Raw genomic sequence first — 16,185 nt, 5'->3', positions numbered from 1 at the left:
GCTAAGCAGGGCTTATAAGTGCCGCCTGAGCTGCGGTTTTCATCCCTGCTGCGGCACCGCGCACCCGTCCGGACCGCAGGCCGCCGCGTCCCCCCGGTCACCCTGGTCGACGAGCTTCAGCGGCGAGCGCTCGCCCCAGGCCTGGGTCAGCGCCTGGGTGAAGACCTCGGCGGGCTGGGCGCCGGAGACGCCGTACGTGCGGTCGAGGACGAAGAAGGGCACGCCGTTCGCGCCGAGCTGGGCGGCCTCGCGCTCGTCGGCGCGGACCTCGTCGGCGTAGGCGGCCGGGTCGGCGAGCACCGCACGGGCGGCGTCGGCGTCCAGACCGGCCTCGACCGCCAGCTCCACCAGCCGCTCGTCGCCCTCGGTGAAGAGGGACCGCTCCTCGGCGAAGTTGGCCCGGTACAGGATCTGGATCAGCTCGTCCTGCCGTCCCTGCTCCTTGGCGAAGTGCAGCAGGCGGTGCAGGTCGAAGGTGTTGCCGTGGTCGCGGCCCCGGGTGCGGTAGTCCAGGCCCTCGGCGGCGGCCTGCGCGCCCAGGTTGTCCTCGCCGGCCTCGGCCTGTGCCGCGCTCATGCCGTACTTCTTGGTCAGCATGGCGATCACCGGCTGGACGTCACCCTTGGCACGGCCCGGGTCCAACTCGAAGGAGCGGTGCACGACCTCGACCTGATCGCGGTGCGGGAAGGCCGCCAGCGCCTTCTCGAAGCGGGCCTTGCCCACATAGCACCAGGGGCAGGCGATGTCGCTCCAGATCTCGACGCGCATGTCTTCGGCTCTCTCCAGGTCGCACGGGTACGGAGACTCCCTCCGCCGAGTGCATGAACCTTCAAGCAGCTTCTTTCATTCCCCGTCCCGCGTTCCGGGCACCGCGTAGCGCAGGTCAAGGTGGTGATCCCCCTCGGCGGGCGGGTTCTCCGGGTCCGGGATCCAGCCCTGGCGGGCGTAGAAGGCCTGGGCGCGCGCGTTGTCCACGTGCACGTCGAGCACGGCCGTCCGCTTGCCGTCGGCCCGCCACTGGTCGACGCAGGCGGCGTGCAGCGCCGTGCCGATGCCCGCGCGCCAGTGACCGGGGTCGACGTGGAACTGGTACAGCTTCACGGTTTCGGCGGGGGTGTCCTCGGGGGTGCGGAAGGAGGCGATGCCCACCAGCCGGGCGTCCTGGACCGCGCACAGCACATGGCCCTCGGGCCGCTCGATGGCCTCCCGCCACAGCGCCGCCCAGTCGAAGCCGTCGTCCGGGAGGCCCTCCGGGTAGTACGTGGACCGGGCGCGCACATGCAGCTCGGCGACGGCCGGGGCGTCGGCGGGCAGAGCGGTCCTGATCACCAGAGCGTCGATGGTCCCATGCGGTTTGATCATGCAACACAGGACGCGTCCGCCGCGGCCGTGGTTCCCGGACGGCTGCTCAGCTCCCGTCCCGCAGGTCGTCCGGCCAGCCGGGCCTGAACTCGATGTGGTCGTACGTCACCACGCACCCCTCCCCCATCGGCGACTGCGTCATGAAGCCGACCAGCGCCGCGCCCGTCTCCTTCTCCTCGCCCAGCGTGAAGAGCCGTACGAAGGTCCAGCGCACGCCGTCCCGGGAGGCGTGGAAGGCGAACGCGCGGCCGGTGCGGCTGATCCGGAGCCACACCGAACTGCCGTCCACGGTGAAGGAGTTGGCGTCGTCGGAGTGTCCCCGGGTGACCACCGTGCAGACGGTGGGCACGTCCGGGGAGTACTCCAGGCACAGTTTGGCCCAGGCCCGCTCCCCGACGTGGACGTAGAGCACCCCCGCGTCGAAGGCACCGGCGAACCCGACGGTGACCCGCGCGATCAGCTGGAAGTCCCCCTCGGGCTCCCCCAGCAGCCGGGGCGCGTCGGAGGCGGGCTCCAACGCCTCCCCGGTCGGCGTCACGAACCGGTCCTGCCGGGGCCCGGCCCACCCGGTGAGCACACCGTCCTCGTAGGACCAGTTGCCCTCGGGACCGTAGGTACGGAGGGGAAAGGGCAGTTCGGGAAGGTTCACGTCCATCACCCAAGAGTCGCCGGTCAACTGCGTCCGTACGGCGTTACCGCTCCAGAACCCCGTTGAACCGCCGGGGAAGCCCCAGCGGATTCTCGTCCCGGAGTTCCCGCGGCAGCAGCGCGGCAGGCGCGCCCTGATAGACGACCGGCCGCAGCCACCGCTCGATCGCCGTACCGCCGACAGACGTCGAGGTCGAGGTCGTCGCCGGGTACGGCCCACCGTGATGCTGGGCCGGAGCGACCGCCACACCCGTCGGCCACCCGTTCACCAGCACCCGGCCGGCCAGCGGCGTGAGCTCCGCCAGGATCTCCGCGCCCCGGCCCTCGCCCGCCGCCTCGTCCGCCGACAGGTGGACCGTGGCGGTGAGGTTGCCGGGCAGCCGGGACAGGACGGCCGTCGCCTCGCCCTCGTCGTCGTACCGGACGACCACCGTCACCGGCCCGAAGCACTCCTCCAGCAGCAGGTCGTACGCGCCCTCCTCGGCCAGCCTGCTCGCCGGCACCGTCAGGAAGCCCGCGCTGACCGTGTGCTCGCCGCCCGCGCCCGGGGTCACCGGGGACTCCACGTCGGGAAGCTCCGCGCGCTCGGCGACCCCGGCGATGAAGTTGTCCCGCATGCGGTGGTCGAGGAGGACACCCGCGTCGGTGTCGCTGACCGCGTCGGTGAGCGACTTGACCAGGCCGTCGCCCGCCGCGCCGGACGGCACGAGGACCAGGCCGGGCTTGACGCAGAACTGGCCGGCGCCCAGGGTCATCGACCCGGCGAGACCGGTGCCGATGGCCTCCGCGCGCTCGGCGGCGGCGGCCTCGGTGACGACCACGGGGTTCAGCGAGCCCAGCTCACCGTGGAAGGGGATCGGAACCGGACGCGCGGCCGCGGCGTCGAAGAGCGCGCGCCCGCCGCGGATGGACCCGGTGAAGCCGGCGGCGGTGATCCGCGGGTGCTTGATCAGCTCGATGCCCGCCTCGAAGCCGTGGACCAGGCCGACGACGCCCTCGGGGATGCCGTGCTCGGCGGCGGCCCGGCGCAGTACCTTGGCGACCAGTTCGGACAGGGCCGGGTGGTCGGGGTGGGCCTTGACGACCACCGGGCAGCCGGCGGCCAGCGCGCTCGCGGTGTCACCGCCGGCGACCGAGAAGGCGAAGGGGAAGTTGGACGCCGAGTAGACGGCCACCACGCCCAGGGGCACCTTGTAGCGGCGCAGGTCCGGAATCGGCGGAGTGGCGGTGTCGTCGGGGTGGTTGATGATGACATCGAGGAAGGCGCCCTCGTCGACGATGTCCGCGAAGGCCCGCAACTGATAGCAGGTGCGGGCGAGTTCGCCGGTCAGCCGGACCGGGCCGAGGGCGGTCTCGGCGTCGGCGGTCTCCACCAGGGCGTCCTTGGCCGCCTGCAGACCGGCGGCGGCGGAGCGCAGGAACGCGGAGCGGACCGCGCGATCGGTCAGGGCGCCGCGCGCGGCGTGCGCCGCCTCGACGGTGGCGTCCACCTCCTGGGCTGTGGCCTCCACCGCAACCTGTTCACGCTGCTTCCCGTTGCGCGGGTCGACACTCCAGACTGGTGCTGCTGCCACCGCGGGTCCCTCCATGTGTTGCTCAGCCATGTGTTGCTCAGCCATGTGTTGCTCAGCCATGTATTGCTCAGCCGGGCCATCGACCAGGGGCGTTCGATATACTGAACACTGTCTCTGATGATGAATATGCTGTTGGAGACTATTTCCCGTCCAACGAAGGGGTCAAGGGCGATGTCGGCAGGCGAGACAGGCGGCGGGGCGCAGGTCAAGTCCGCGGTGCGGACCGTGGAATTGCTCGAGTACTTCGCCGGCCGGCCCGGTATGCACTCCCTCGCGGCGGTCCAGGAGGCCGTCGGCTATCCCAAGTCCAGCCTGTACATGCTGCTCCGCACGCTCGTGGAGCTGGGCTGGGTGGAGACGGACGCGACGGGCACGCGGTACGGCATCGGGGTGCGGGCGCTGCTCGTCGGCACGTCGTACATCGACGGCGACGAGGTGGTGGCGGCGGCCCGGCCGACGCTGGACCGGCTCTCCGACGACACCACGGAGACCATCCACCTGGCCCGTCTGGACGGCACGAACGTGGTGTACCTGGCCACCCGCCAGTCGCAGCACTACCTGCGGCCCTTCACCCGGGTCGGCCGCCGCCTCCCCGCGCACTCGACCTCGCTGGGCAAGGCGCTGCTGGCCACCCACACCGACGAGCAGGTGCGCAAGCTGCTGCCGCAGACGCTGCCCGCGTTGACCGAGCACACCATCACCGACCGGGAGAAGCTCATCGAGGAGCTGCACCTGGTGCGGGAGCAGGGCTTCGCCGTGGACCGCGAGGAGAACACGCTGGGCCTGCGCTGCTTCGGCGTGGCGGTCCCGTACCGCACCCCCGCCCGCGACGCGATCAGCTGCTCGGTGCCGGTGGCGCGGCTGACCCCCGCCCACGAGCAGATGATCAAGGACGCCCTGTTCGACGCCCGGGACCGGCTGACGCTGGCGACGCGCAGGCTCTGAGTTTCATGAACCCGCGATGAGAAAAGCGGGCGAACGGGAACGACCGCCGCCCCGCCACTCGTCTTCTGTGCGGGATGAACAAGACGATCAGGCGGGCGTCCGTCTTCGCGCTGCTGCTCGTGCTGACCCTGCTGGTCAGGGCGACATGGGTGCAGTTCTACGACGGCAAGGCCCTCGCGGACGACAACGACAACCGGCGCAACGCGATCCAGACCTACGCGGAGCCGCTGGGGAACATCATCGTGGCCGGCGAGTCGATCACCGGCTCGGCCCGGACCAAGGGCAGCGACCTCGCGTACAAACGCACGTACAAGGACGGCGAGCTGTACGCGGCGGTGACGGGCTACGCGTCGCAGACACTGACGCCGACCCAGTTGGAGGGGATCTACGCCGATGTCCTGAACGGCACCGACAACCGTCTCAAGAGCGCCATGGACACGGTCACCGGCAAGCGCGCCGAACCGGGCAACGTGCTCACCACGATCGACCCCGACGTGCAGAAGGCGGCGTACGACGCGCTCGGCGGCAACAAGGGCGCGGCCGTCGCGATCGACCCGAAAACCGGCAAGATCCTCGCGACGGTGTCGACGCCGTCGTACGACCCCTCGTCACTGGCCGGCGCCGGTAGCGCGGGCACGGCCTGGAAGAAGCTCACCGAGGACGCGGACAAGCCGCTGATCAACCGCGCGCTGCGCCAGCCGCTGCCGCCGGGCTCGACGTTCAAGCTGGTGGTGGCGGCCGCCGCGCTGGAGGACGGGCTGTACCAGAACGTGGACGAGCACACCGTCAGCCCGGACCCGTACACCCTGCCGGGCACCACCAAGCCCCTCGCGAACGAGAACACCGCCGCTCCCTGCGAGAACGCCTCGATAAGCGTCGCCCTGCGGTACTCCTGCAACAACGTCTTCGGGAAGATGGCCGTCGACCTCGGCCAGGACAAGGTGAAGGCGATGGCCGAGAAGTTCGGCTTCAACGACGACCGGCTCGACGTGCCGGTGCGGGCCTTCGCGAGCGTGTACCCATCGGACTTGGACAAGGCGCAGACGGCCCTGTCGGGCATCGGCCAGTTCGACGTCACCGCCACCCCGCTCCAGATGGCCATGGTGTCGGCCGCCATATCCAACGGCGGCAAGCTGGTCTCGCCGCATATGGTCTCGCAGATCACCGACAGCGGCGGCGATGTGCTGAAGGACTACGACGACAGCGCGGGCAGCAAGGAGATCATCAGCTCCTCGACCGCGGAGCAGTTGCAGTCGGCGATGCGCACGGTCGTGGAGCAGGGCACCGGTACGAACGCGAAGATCGACGGTGTGACCGTGGGTGGCAAGACCGGTACCGCCCAGCACGGCGAGAACAACAGCAAGACGCCGTACGCCTGGTTCACCTCGTACGGCAAGTCCGACTCGTCCGGCAAGGAGGTCGCCGTCGCGGTCGTGGTCGAGCAGTCCGGCGCGGCCCGCTCCGAGGTGAGCGGCAACGGCCTGGCGGCGCCGGTGGCCAAGGCGATGATGAAGGCCGCCCTGCGGAACTAGGAGCCAGGACCAGGGGATCGGAAGGGGCGGCTCCGGTGAGCCGCCCCCGACCTCACTTGACGCCGAGGATCTGCTCCACCGGGTCGATCGCGAAGTACACCAGGAACAGCGCCGAGACGCCCCACAGCAGCCAGTTGACCTCCTTGGCCTTGCCGAGGACGGTCTTGATGACGACGTACGCCAGGAAGCCGGCGCCGATGCCGTCGGTGATGGAGTACGTGAACGGCATCGCGGCGATGGTGAGGAAGGCCGGGATGGCGATCTCGTACCTGTCCCAGTCGATGTGCTTGACGTGGGTCATCATCAGGAAGCCGACCGCGATCAGCGCGGGCGCGGCGGCCTGGAGCGGGACGATGGTGAGCAGCGGGGTGAGGAAGAGCGCGAGACCGAAGAGGCCGCCGGTGACCAGGTTGGCGAAGCCGGTGCGGGCGCCCTCGCCGACGCCGGCCGCGGACTCGATGTAGGCGGTGTTGGAGGAGGCGGAGCCGATCCCGCCGGCCACTGCGGCGGCGCCGTCGATGAACAGGACCCGGCCGATGCCCGGCACCTGGCCCTCCTCGTCGAGCAGCCCGGCCTCGGCGCTGATGCCGACGATGGTGCCCATGGCGTCGAAGAAGTCGGACAGGATCAGGGTGAAGACCAGCAGGACGGCGGTGAGCACCCCGGCCTCGGCGAAGCCGCCGAACAGGCTGAAGTGACCGACGAGTCCGAAGTCGGGGGCGGCCACGATCTTGTCCGGGACCTTCGGGGTGGTCAGGCCCCAGCTCTTCACGTCGGCGACGGCGTCGATGACGATCGCGACGACCGTCATGGTGACGATGCTGATCAGGATCGCGCCCTTCACCTTGCGGGCGAGCAGCGCGATGGTGAGCAGCACACCGAGACAGAACACCAGGACCGGCCAGCCGGTGAGCCGGCCGACGGCGCCCAGCTGTACCGGCACGGTGGTGTTCGCGGCGTCGGGGATGCGGCTGACGAACCCGGCGTCGACGAAGCCGATGAACGCGATGAACAGGCCGATGCCTACGCCGATGGCCTGCTTGAGCTGCTGCGGGATGGCGTTCATGATCGCCTTGCGCAGTCCGGTGAGGACCAGCACGCAGATCAGGACGCCTTCGAGGACGACCAGGCCCATGGCGTCGTCCCAGCTCATCAGCGGGGCGAGCTGGAAGGCCACGACGGCGTTGAGGCCGAGGCCGGCGGCGATGGCGAGCGGCAGGTTGCCGCCGACGCCCATGATGACCGTCATCACACAGGCCACCAGGGCGGTCGCGGTGACCAGTTGGCCGGTGTCGAGGGTGTGACCGAACTTGTCCTTGGCGCTGCCCAGGATGATCGGGTTCAGGACAAGGATGTACGCCATGGTGAAGAAGGTGGCGAAGCCGCCGCGTATCTCCCGGCCGAGGGTCGATCCCCGTTCGGAGATTCTGAAATAGCGGTCGACACTGCTCGCCGCGGGTGGCGCGGCACTCGGCCGGTCGGCCACCTTCTGCGTCTCGGACATGGTTGCTGCTCCTTGTTGCCTGATGATCGGTCTGCGGATGCTGGCTGGATTGTTCCCTCGTTGAACCGCTTTCAGGTTTTCTCCGTGTTACGGAATCAGACGTCGGCCGGTCAACCGGTGTTCGAGACCCCGCACAAATTGAGTGATTCAGCACTGCTACGCTTCCGGATCTCCGTCCCGGCCACCCCGGACGATCACATGTCATTTACATGACACGCACAGAGAGGTCCCTCGTGGGCACAGTCGTCGACGACGCCGCCTCCGTGGAGTTCCATGCCTTCTTCGAACGGCACTACGCCGAACTCTCCCGTCTCGCCCACCTGTTGACCGGAGAGGCGGACGCCGCCGACGACCTGGCCGCGGACGCGCTGCTCGCGCTGTGGCACCGCTGGGACCGGGTGCGCGCGGCCGACCACCCGGTGGCGTACGCCCGGGGCGTGGTCGCCAACCTGGCCCGTACCCGCATCCGCAGCGCGGTGCGCGAGCGCCGCCGGATCGCGCTGTTCTGGTCGCACCGCGAGGAGAAGACCGAGAACCCCGACGTCGCGGGCGTGGTGGACGTCCAGGAGGCGCTGCGCAGGCTGCCGTTCAGGAAGCGGGCGTGTGTGGTGCTGCGGCACGCCTTCGACCTGTCGGAGAAGGACACCGCGCTCGCGCTGGGGGTGTCCGTGGGTACGGTTAAGAGCCAGACGTCGAAGGGGATGGCCGAACTGCAGCGGTTGCTCGGCACCCAACGCGCTCCGCAGAAGGTGCACGCGGCGATGGCGCGCGGCGGCGAGACCGGAGGTAGGAACCGATGAGGCAGCAGGACGTGCACGACGAGCTGCGCGCCCGGCTGCACGAGGCGGCCGAGGCGCACGAACCCGACCGCGCGCGCATCCTGGCCCGGGTCGAGCGGGGCATGGCCGCCCAGGGCCGCACCGACCACCGGGCGACGCGCCCGCCGGTGCTCGGCTGGTTCCGGGTGGTGAGCGCCACGGCGGCGGTGGCCGGTGTCCTCGCGGTCGGCGGGTACGCGGTGGCGTCCGCGGTGAAGGACGACACTCCCGCGCAGCAGACGGTCGCGGTCTCGCCGACTCCCACGCCGTCGCCGGACGCGACGACGCGACCGCCGGTCCGCTCGGCGACCCCGACGGCCGGCTCCGGCGGCGCCACGCGGCCGTCCCGCACGCCGAGTTCGACCCCGACCCCGGCTCCGAAGGCCTCGGCCACCGCGAAGGCGCCCGCCGCACAGGGGGTGCAGGACGGCCCGCTGTGGTCCGACGGCTCGGTCGACCCGCACAGCAACGACTTCTGGGCGCAGAGCAACCTGACCCTGAAGACGACACGGAAGCTGACCGCGCTCACGGTCGAGTTGAAGGTCGCGCAGACCGGCGGGGTCTCCACGGCGGGCGCCTGGCGGTCGCTTCCCGAGGTCGACTTCACGCAGACGGTCGAGGAGAAGGACGGCTTCCTCGTCTACCGGTGGGTGCTCAAGGAGGGCCGCACGGTCCCGGTCGGCGAGTGGGTCTTCGCCGGGCAGTACAACCACGAGCGCGGCGGCCGGGACGCGAAGGACGACGCCTACACGATCACGGGCGCCGCGGGCACCGGGCAGTACGCCGTGAAGGGCGATTTCGCGGCCCAGGACGCGAGCGAGGGCGACTCCTAGAGAAATCTCCGGGACGCGGCAACCCTTTCGCGTACCGGTGGCGACCAGGAACCATACCCTCGCTGACCACGGGTTCGTACCGCGGAAACAACCATGTGTTCGTTTTCAACGTCCCTTTCAGTGCGTGGCAGAGCGACCCCGCGCGGTACCGCCTCGAACTGCCGGCCTGAGCCCCCCTCGGCCGGCACGGCCGGCTGAGCCCCCCTCGGCCCGGCCATGAGAACGCCCCGCCGGTGACGACCGGCGGGGCGTTCTTCTCCGTGCCGACGGGCTAGTTCATGGTCGAGCCGATCGCGGTCGAGCCCGTGGTCAGGAAGGTCGTCGCGGGCAGCGAACCGTCCGACTTGCGGGCGCCGTAGGCGGTCGTGGCGTCGGTCGACTTGAACGCCGGGGTGCTGACACCGCTGTCCCAGTTGTTCGCGGCGGAGACCGTGGCCGAACCCAGCTTGTCCAGGCCGCCCTTGTTGCTCACCGCGAGGTTGCGGGCGAGGCGGGCCTTGCCGGTGGCGAAGTAGAAGCCGGCCTCGGTGTTGGCGTACGCGGTGTTGCGGTTCAGCACGACCGCGCCGGTGTTGGAGTTCTCGGTGAAACCGTTGAGGGTGTTGTCCCAGGCCGCGTCGTTGTTGACGACGTGCGCGACCGCGACGCCCCCGCCGCCCAGCTTGAAGCCGTTGCCGTTGCCCTCGAAGGCCGCGTCGTTCCAGCGGTTCTTGCCGTTGCCGAAGGCCCAGGAGTGCTCGATGGTGACGGGCGAGGAGAACTGCCAGAGGTCGAGCCCGTCGTCCGAGTTGTTGTACAGGCGGGCGCCGGTGATCTTGTTGCCCGTGCCGGAGCCGAACTTGATGGCGATGCCGTCGGCGTTCTGGCCGTGCCCGGCGGCGTCGTAGTTGCCGTAACTGTCCAGGTTCTGCACGAGGTTGTCGACCGTGTTGTCGCCGCGCAGGGTGAAGCCGGAGTCGCCGTTGTTTGCGGTGACCAGGTTCTTGAAGAACCCGCCGGTGGAGGAGGTGACGACGAGGCCCTGGGCCGGGGACTTCTGGAAGGTGAGGTTCTGGACGGTCCAGTAGCTGCCGTAGATCCCGGCGAGCCAGGAGCCGGCGGGCAGCTTGGACCCGTCGATCTTCACCTTCTCGCTGCCGTACGCCTGGAGCGTGATCCGGTTCGAACCGGTGCCGCTGGCCGTCGACTTCAGGGTGGCCCTCGGGTAGTACGTGCCCGCGCGCACCTGGATGACGGTGCCGGCGGTCGCGTTCTTCACGGCCGACTCCAACTGCGCGGTGGTGGACACGGTGACCGTCGTCGTGGCCGCCTGGGCGCCGCCGTTCGACAGGCCGAGGTAGACGCCGCCCGACCCCGCGGCGACGGCCACCGTGGCCGCGATCGAGAGGGTGCGCGTCCTGCGGTGGCGTCCGGTGCTCTGACGCACTGGGCGTTCCTTTCCTAGGGGGATGCTACGCACACGAGTCGCCGCCGTGGCCGGAAGAGGTTGCCGCGGCCGAGCGAGAACGAGCGAAACTTTCGCCGGTTCTCATCCCGCTCTCATCGATTGACGTCCTGTTTCCCACTGGTGAGACTCCGAGGGCGCAACACTCAACAGAATCCCCCACGCTCCGACAGGATTGCCCATGCGCATACGAGCCGCGCTCCTCACCTGTCTCACCCTCCTCCTCACCCTGTTCGCCGCCCCACCCGGCACCGCGCACTCAGGAGCCCCACCCGTGAAACACCCCAAGTACGCCGGCTACCTCTTCGCCTACTTCACCGGCGAGGGCACCGCCGACGGCGAGCAGATCCGCTACGCCCTCAGCCGGGGCAACGACCCCCTGCACTGGCGGGAGCTGAACGCGGGCAAGCCGGTCCTTACCTCCACCATCGGTGAGAAGGGCCTGCGCGACCCGTTCGTGATCCGCTCCCCCGAGGGCGACAAGTTCTATCTGATCGCCACCGACCTGCGCATGTACCAGAACAGCAGCGGCAGCTGGGACGACGTGCAGCGGCACGGCAGCAAGTCCATCATGATCTGGGAGTCCACCGACCTGGTGCACTGGACCGACCAGCGCCTGGTGAAGGTCGCGCCCGACACCGCGGGCAACACCTGGGCGCCGGAGGCCTACTGGGACGACTCGCTCGGGGAGTACGTCGTCTTCTGGGCGTCGAAGCTGTACGCCGACGACGACCCCGAGCACACGGGCTCGACGTACAACAAGATGCTCTACGCGACGACGAAGGACTTCCGCGCCTTCAGCGCGCCGAAGGTCTGGGACGACCCGGGCTACTCGGTCATCGACTCGACCGTGGTCAAGTACGAGGACACCTACTACCGCTACACCAAGGACGAGCGGGACCCCTCCTCCAGCTCCCCCTGCTCGAAGTTCATCACCGGGGAGAAGTCGACCAGCCTGACCAGCACCAAGTACGACTTCGTCGCCGACTGCATCGGCAGCGGCTCCATCGAACGCGGTGAGGGCCCGACGGTGTTCAAGTCGAACACCGAGAAGAAGTGGTACCTGTTCATCGACGAGTACGGCCTGCGCGGGTACGTCCCCTTCGAGACGACCGACCTCGACTCGGGCAAGTGGACGATGTCCACCGACTACCAGCTCCCGGCGAGCCCCCGGCACGGCACGGTGATGCCGGTGACACAGGCGGAGTACGACCGCCTACTGGCCGCGTATCCCAGCACGCCGACGTCCGTGGTGGACGCGACGGCGAAGGACCAGAAGGGGTACGCGATCGTCACCGAGTCGGCGTCGAAGGTCGTGCTGCCGATGGAGCCGGACGCCGATCTGTCCCGGCTGGCGCCGAGGTTGTGGGTGGGCGAGGGCGCCAGGGTCACCCCGGGGTCCGGCACGCGGCGCGACTTCCGCAAGCCGCGCACATACACGGTGACGGCGGCGGACGGCACGACCCGCACCTGGACGGTCGAGGCCGTCCGCACCCGAAGTCCGATCCTGCCCGGCCTGAACGCCGACCCGGACGTCCACTACCTGAACGGCGAGTACTGGATCTACCCGACGACCGACGGCTTCCAGGGGTGGAGCGGCACGAGCTTCAAGGCGTACTCGTCGAAGGACCTGGTCCACTGGAAGGACCACGGTGTGATCCTGGACCTCGGGCCGGACGTGTCGTGGGCGGACAAGAACGCCTGGGCGCCCGCGATCGCCGAGCGAAACGGCAGGTACTACTTCTACTTCTGCGCGGAGCAGCAGATAGGCGTGGCGGTGGCCGACTCACCGGCCGGCCCGTTCAAGGACGCCCTCGGCAAACCGCTCGTCGCCAAGGGGAAGCCGGCGGGCCAGATGATCGACCCGGCCGTGTTCACGGACGACGACGGGCAGGCGTACCTCTACTGGGGCAACGGGCACGCGTACGTGGTCCCGCTGAACGACGACATGACGTCGTACGACCCCGCGAAGGTGAAGGACATCACCACGGGCGACTTCCGTGAGGGTTCCTTTGTGATCAAGCGGAACGGCACGTACTACTTCATGTGGTCCGAGGACGACACCCGCAGCGAGAACTACCACGTGGCGTACGCGACGGGACCGTCCCCGCTCGGCCCGTGGACCAAGCGGGGGACGATCCTGTCCAAGCGTCCCGAGTACGGCATCCTCGCCACCGGCCACCACTCCGTGGTGAACGCGCCCGGCACCGACGACTGGTACATCGTCTACCACCGGTTCGCGCTGAACGGCCCCGGCAGGGCGGGCGGTGACGGTATGCACCGGGAGACGACGATCGACCGTATGCGGTTCGCGGCCGACGGGACGATCGAGCCGGTCGTGCCGACCCTGGACTCGATCAGGCCCGTACGGGCCGCCGCCGCGGACTAGCTGACGAAGTACGTCGGGTTCGGCAGCTTGTACGTCCGGTCGGCGTAACCGCCGTCCAGGTCCGAGTACTGGTCGCCGAAGTTGGCGACGATCTCGTACCCGAGGTCGTCCTCGATGTGCTTGCGGGTGCCGGACTTGTACTGCACGGTCGTGCAGTTCCAGGTGCCCGGGGTGGCGCAGGCGCTCAGGTAGGCCGGCGGGTTCGCCTTGTCCTTGAGGAACATGTGGTCGGCGTCGAGGTTCACATCGGCGCCGATCTTCTTCAGGTTCGCGACGGCCGCCGTGCGCTGCGCCTCGCTCAGGCCCGAGTTGTAGAAGACCTCGACGCCCTTGGACTCGGCGTACCGGACCAGCTCGGGGCTGCCGAAGACCGCCGGGCGGTCCGCCTTGTTCACGTAGTCGGCCCACGTCGTGGAGTTGTACGTGTAGTTGTAGCGCTTCTCGTAGTCGAGGCTGAGCAGCAGCGTGTCGTCGATGTCGAAGACGACCGCGGGCTTCTCGTGCCGGTGGTGCGCCTTGCGGGCCGCCTGGTCGATGTACTTCCTCGCCGCCGCGTCGAGGCGCGCCAGGTCCTTGGCGTAGGGGCTGTCCGGGGACGCCTGGTACACGCCTCCCGCGTCCGCCGTGGTGCCGTAGTAGGTGTCGATGTCCTTGACCAGGAGCCCGATGTTGTAGGGCTCGTGGGTCGAGTTCGCCGTCGACTGATGGGCGGTGGCCGCGCCGGCGCCGTACAGGGCGCCGCCCGCGACGGTGCAGGCCGCGACGACGGCAGCCGCCCTGAGGGATTTCCGCATGGAAACTCCGGGATGTGTTCGGGGTGTTGGTTTCACCAGGTCACGCTTTGTCTACGCGCATCACACCCGGAGCGCGAGTCTGTTTATCCGATCGATACACTCCAATTCGGCCAGATGGCCGGGTCATTGGCACGGCGGGTCGTACGGTTCGCCGAGCCCCCGTTCCGGCCCCTAATCCATCGTCGCCCCGATCGTCGTGCTCCCCGTCGTCAGGAACGTCGTCGACGGCAGGGACCCGTCCGACTTGCGGGCGTTGTACGTGGTCGAGGCGTCCGTGGACTTGAAGGCCGGGGTGGAGATGCCCGAGTCCCAGTTGTTGCCGGCCGAGGTCACCTTGGAGCCCTTGCTGACGAGGCCGCTGCCGTTGCTGACGGCCAGGTTCTTGCCGAGCTTGGCGGAGCTGGTGGCGAAGTAGTAGCCCCACTTGCTGTTGGCGTAGGCGGTGGTGCGGTTGATGACGATCGCGCCGGTGTTGGAGTTCTCGGTGAAGCCGTTGCCCGCGTTGCCCCAGGCGGCGGAGTTGTTGACGACGTGGGCGACGACCTCGCCGTCGCCGCCCAGTTTGTAGCCGTTGCCGTCCCCGGCGAAGGCGGAGTCGCCCCAGCGGTTGACGCCGTTGCCGAAGGACCAGGTGTGCTCGACGGTGACGGGGGTGGAGAAGGACCAGAAGTCGATCCCGTCGTCCGAGTTGTTGTAGAGGCGGGCGCCGGTGACCAGGTTTCCGCTGCCGGAGCCGAACTTGATGGCGATGCCGTCGGCGTTCTCGCCGTGGTTCGCGGCGTCGTAGTGGCCGTAGGAGTCGAGGTTCCTGACGGTGTTGTTGACCGTTCCGTCGCCGGTGAGGGTGAAGCCGGAGTCGCCGCCGTTGATGGTCTTGATGTTGTTCCAGTTGGTGCCGGTGCAGGACTGGCAGACGACGGCGCTGTCCGGGGAGTTCTGGAAGGTGATGTTGGAGACGTTCCAGTAGTCGGCGGTCAGCTTGAAGATCCAGTCGCCGTCGGGGAGGTTCGAGCCGTCGATCTTCACGGTCTCGGAGCCGTACGCGGTGAGCGTGACGGGCGAGGACGAGGTGCCGTTGGCCGTGGACTGGAGGGTGGCCGTGGGGTAGTAGGTGCCGCCGCGCACCTGGATGACCGTGCCGGCGGTGGCGTTCTTCAGGGCGTTGGACAGGTCGGTGGAGTTGCTGACGACGACCGTCGCGGCCTGTGCCTGGGTGGGGAGGACGGCGAGACCGGCGCCGAGGGCGAGGGTCGCGCCAAGGGTGAGAGCGGTACGACGAGACATGGAGTGCGGGTCCTTTCCGTCGGTTCACAGGGGTTGGATGCGGGGCTTCCAGTCGCCGAGGTAGGCCGCCGGGGTGTGCGACCCGGCCTCGGCGTCGGCGAGTTGGGGCCGGTTCTCGGGGACGGTGATCTCCGCGCCCGGCCCGGTGTTGCGGTACTCGCCGAAGCGCATCGACCGCCAGGGGTAGGCGTCGCGCATGTTGGTGTAGGGCGCCGCGGCGTCGATGCCGGGGCCGATCCGGGTGTCCCGGACGACGAGGGACGGCCAGGCCGTCGTCTCGTACGACGGCACCCAGGGCCGCGCCAGCTTGTACGCCCCGTCCTCGGCGCCGGAGGTGATGCGCGAGCGCACGGCGAGGACGCCGTGCGGGTTGGCGCGGGCCGTGGAGGGGGCGAAGACCATGCCCTTGGGCGTGAAGGTCACGTCCCGCTGGAGGGTGTGGAAGTGGCACTCCTCGAACACGGCGGTGGCCCGCCCGAAGACGAAGTCGACGTCGCCCTCGATGTGGCAGCGGTGGAAGTACTGCCGGTCGAAGGTGTCGAGCGCGGTGGTGTCGACGAAGAGGGTGTCCTGGTGGGCCAGCAGGCGGACGTTCTCGAAGTGGGTGCGGTCGCCGTAGGTGCAGGCGGCCACCGCCTGTGTGCCGGTGATGTCGGGGTGGTCGGCACGCAGCCAGTCGTTGGCGAGCGTCAGGTCGCGGACGGTCAGGCCGGGCGCCGCGGAGGTGAAGGTGGCGGAGCCCGCGGTGCCGTAGGTGGTGCCGTCCGGTTTCTTCGTGCCGTTCGCGCGGTCGTACACGATGACGACGTCACGCGGGTCGCGGGTGGCGCCGCGGATGGTCAGCTCCGCCTTGTCCGCCGGGACGTCGACGACCTGGCGATACGTCCCCGGGTGCACGACGATCGTGCCGCCGGGCCCGTCCATCGCGTCCACGGCGGCCTGAAGGCAGTCGCCGGGGCGGACGTGCAGGGTGCGTCGGCCGTGGGCGTGGGCCGGGGTGGTGCCCACGGCGGCCAGGCCGGCGGCGACACCGGTGAGCAGGGTGCGTCTGCGCATGG

Annotated in this window: 14 protein-coding genes; 5 read left to right on the top strand and 9 right to left on the bottom strand. The window is 69.4% G+C overall.

All coding sequences use genetic code 11. The annotated features are described in order from the left end of the window. Nucleotides 1-39 precede the first annotated feature (39 nt). The 4 genes from ACZ7L0_RS10895 to ACZ7L0_RS10880 all read right to left on the bottom strand — a co-directional run bounded on the left by ACZ7L0_RS10895 (nt 40) and on the right by ACZ7L0_RS10880 (nt 3,584). Entirely contained in the window at nt 40-768 is a 729-nt protein-coding gene (locus tag ACZ7L0_RS10895; protein ID WP_471242106.1) for a DsbA family oxidoreductase, read from the bottom strand. A 75-nt stretch (nt 769-843) separates the two neighbouring features. Further along, the gene (locus ACZ7L0_RS10890; RefSeq protein ID WP_471242105.1) at nt 844-1,362 is read right to left on the bottom strand and encodes a GNAT family N-acetyltransferase; all 519 of its coding nucleotides are present in this window, start codon (nt 1,360-1,362) and stop codon (nt 844-846) included. Between the two features lie 46 nt (nt 1,363-1,408). Then, nucleotides 1,409-2,017 (bottom strand): DUF1349 domain-containing protein, encoded by a 609-nt coding sequence (locus tag ACZ7L0_RS10885; protein ID WP_471242104.1) that lies wholly within the window; start codon nt 2,015-2,017, stop codon nt 1,409-1,411. Nucleotides 2,018-2,054: 37 nt separating this feature from the next. Beyond that, nucleotides 2,055-3,584 carry an aldehyde dehydrogenase (NADP(+)) gene (locus ACZ7L0_RS10880; RefSeq protein ID WP_471242103.1) on the bottom strand — a complete coding sequence of 510 codons (1,530 nt, stop codon included), beginning with the start codon at nt 3,582-3,584 and terminating at the stop codon, nt 2,055-2,057. 171 nt (nt 3,585-3,755) lie between these two features. Here ACZ7L0_RS10880 and ACZ7L0_RS10875 point away from each other — a divergent pair, with 171 nt between their 5' ends. Beyond that, nucleotides 3,756-4,529, top strand: coding sequence for an IclR family transcriptional regulator (locus tag ACZ7L0_RS10875; RefSeq protein ID WP_471242102.1), 774 nt, complete (start codon nt 3,756-3,758; stop codon nt 4,527-4,529). 74 nt (nt 4,530-4,603) lie between these two features. Continuing rightward, the gene (locus ACZ7L0_RS10870) at nt 4,604-6,061 is read left to right on the top strand and encodes a penicillin-binding transpeptidase domain-containing protein (protein ID WP_471242101.1); all 1,458 of its coding nucleotides are present in this window, start codon (nt 4,604-4,606) and stop codon (nt 6,059-6,061) included. Nucleotides 6,062-6,113: 52 nt separating this feature from the next. On the opposite strand, the gene ACZ7L0_RS10865 is transcribed toward ACZ7L0_RS10870, so the two are convergent. Further along, nucleotides 6,114-7,565 carry an NCS2 family permease gene (locus tag ACZ7L0_RS10865; RefSeq protein ID WP_471242100.1) on the bottom strand — a complete coding sequence of 484 codons (1,452 nt, stop codon included), beginning with the start codon at nt 7,563-7,565 and terminating at the stop codon, nt 6,114-6,116. A 233-nt stretch (nt 7,566-7,798) separates the two neighbouring features. On the opposite strand from ACZ7L0_RS10865, the gene ACZ7L0_RS10860 reads away from it, so the two are divergent. Together ACZ7L0_RS10860 and ACZ7L0_RS10855 are read left to right on the top strand one after the other, a co-directional pair. Then, the gene (locus ACZ7L0_RS10860; protein WP_471242099.1) at nt 7,799-8,365 is read left to right on the top strand and encodes a SigE family RNA polymerase sigma factor; all 567 of its coding nucleotides are present in this window, start codon (nt 7,799-7,801) and stop codon (nt 8,363-8,365) included. Next, nucleotides 8,362-9,216 (top strand): hypothetical protein, encoded by an 855-nt coding sequence (locus tag ACZ7L0_RS10855; protein WP_471242098.1) that lies wholly within the window; start codon nt 8,362-8,364, stop codon nt 9,214-9,216. The genes ACZ7L0_RS10860 and ACZ7L0_RS10855 overlap by 4 nt, the downstream gene beginning before the upstream one ends. Before the next feature lie 271 nt (nt 9,217-9,487). Here the strand turns inward: ACZ7L0_RS10855 and ACZ7L0_RS10850 are convergent, their stop codons facing one another. Next, complete coding sequence (locus ACZ7L0_RS10850) at nt 9,488-10,642, bottom strand: right-handed parallel beta-helix repeat-containing protein (protein WP_471242097.1); 1,155 nt, start codon at nt 10,640-10,642, stop codon at nt 9,488-9,490. 199 nt (nt 10,643-10,841) lie between these two features. Here ACZ7L0_RS10850 and ACZ7L0_RS10845 point away from each other — a divergent pair, with 199 nt between their 5' ends. Further along, complete coding sequence (locus ACZ7L0_RS10845; protein ID WP_471242096.1) at nt 10,842-13,049, top strand: glycoside hydrolase family 43 protein; 2,208 nt, start codon at nt 10,842-10,844, stop codon at nt 13,047-13,049. Here ACZ7L0_RS10845 and ACZ7L0_RS10840 read toward each other — a convergent pair. The 3 genes from ACZ7L0_RS10840 to ACZ7L0_RS10830 form a co-directional block, all read right to left on the bottom strand. After that, nucleotides 13,046-13,843 carry an HAD family acid phosphatase gene (locus ACZ7L0_RS10840; RefSeq protein WP_471242095.1) on the bottom strand — a complete coding sequence of 266 codons (798 nt, stop codon included), beginning with the start codon at nt 13,841-13,843 and terminating at the stop codon, nt 13,046-13,048. The two genes, ACZ7L0_RS10845 and ACZ7L0_RS10840, sit on opposite strands and share 4 nt — an antisense overlap. Before the next feature lie 171 nt (nt 13,844-14,014). After that, the gene (locus ACZ7L0_RS10835) at nt 14,015-15,127 is read right to left on the bottom strand and encodes a right-handed parallel beta-helix repeat-containing protein (protein WP_471242094.1); all 1,113 of its coding nucleotides are present in this window, start codon (nt 15,125-15,127) and stop codon (nt 14,015-14,017) included. Between the two features lie 24 nt (nt 15,128-15,151). After that, nucleotides 15,152-16,183, bottom strand: coding sequence for a pectinesterase family protein (locus ACZ7L0_RS10830; protein ID WP_471242093.1), 1,032 nt, complete (start codon nt 16,181-16,183; stop codon nt 15,152-15,154). Between the last annotated feature and the right edge of the window lie 2 nt (nt 16,184-16,185).

Source organism: Streptomyces sp. NPDC039424 (genome assembly GCF_055639495.1).
Note: the sequence above shows the minus strand (reverse complement) of the source record. Positions and strands in the feature narration are given on the sequence as shown.

What these genes read in the sequence shown, in the direction of transcription:
- ACZ7L0_RS10885 (WP_471242104.1), bottom strand. Translation starts at nt 2,017, where the DNA reads ATGGACGTGAACCTTCCCGAACTGCCCTTTCCCCTCCGTACCTACGGT.
- ACZ7L0_RS10845 (WP_471242096.1), top strand. Translation starts at nt 10,842, where the DNA reads ATGCGCATACGAGCCGCGCTCCTCACCTGTCTCACCCTCCTCCTCACC.
- ACZ7L0_RS10865 (WP_471242100.1), bottom strand. Translation starts at nt 7,565, where the DNA reads ATGTCCGAGACGCAGAAGGTGGCCGACCGGCCGAGTGCCGCGCCACCC.
- ACZ7L0_RS10870 (WP_471242101.1), top strand. Translation starts at nt 4,604, where the DNA reads ATGAACAAGACGATCAGGCGGGCGTCCGTCTTCGCGCTGCTGCTCGTG.
- ACZ7L0_RS10830 (WP_471242093.1), bottom strand. Translation starts at nt 16,183, where the DNA reads ATGCGCAGACGCACCCTGCTCACCGGTGTCGCCGCCGGCCTGGCCGCC.
- ACZ7L0_RS10835 (WP_471242094.1), bottom strand. Translation starts at nt 15,127, where the DNA reads ATGTCTCGTCGTACCGCTCTCACCCTTGGCGCGACCCTCGCCCTCGGC.
- ACZ7L0_RS10895 (WP_471242106.1), bottom strand. Translation starts at nt 768, where the DNA reads ATGCGCGTCGAGATCTGGAGCGACATCGCCTGCCCCTGGTGCTATGTG.
- ACZ7L0_RS10840 (WP_471242095.1), bottom strand. Translation starts at nt 13,843, where the DNA reads ATGCGGAAATCCCTCAGGGCGGCTGCCGTCGTCGCGGCCTGCACCGTC.
- ACZ7L0_RS10890 (WP_471242105.1), bottom strand. Translation starts at nt 1,362, where the DNA reads ATGATCAAACCGCATGGGACCATCGACGCTCTGGTGATCAGGACCGCT.
- ACZ7L0_RS10875 (WP_471242102.1), top strand. Translation starts at nt 3,756, where the DNA reads ATGTCGGCAGGCGAGACAGGCGGCGGGGCGCAGGTCAAGTCCGCGGTG.
- ACZ7L0_RS10855 (WP_471242098.1), top strand. Translation starts at nt 8,362, where the DNA reads ATGAGGCAGCAGGACGTGCACGACGAGCTGCGCGCCCGGCTGCACGAG.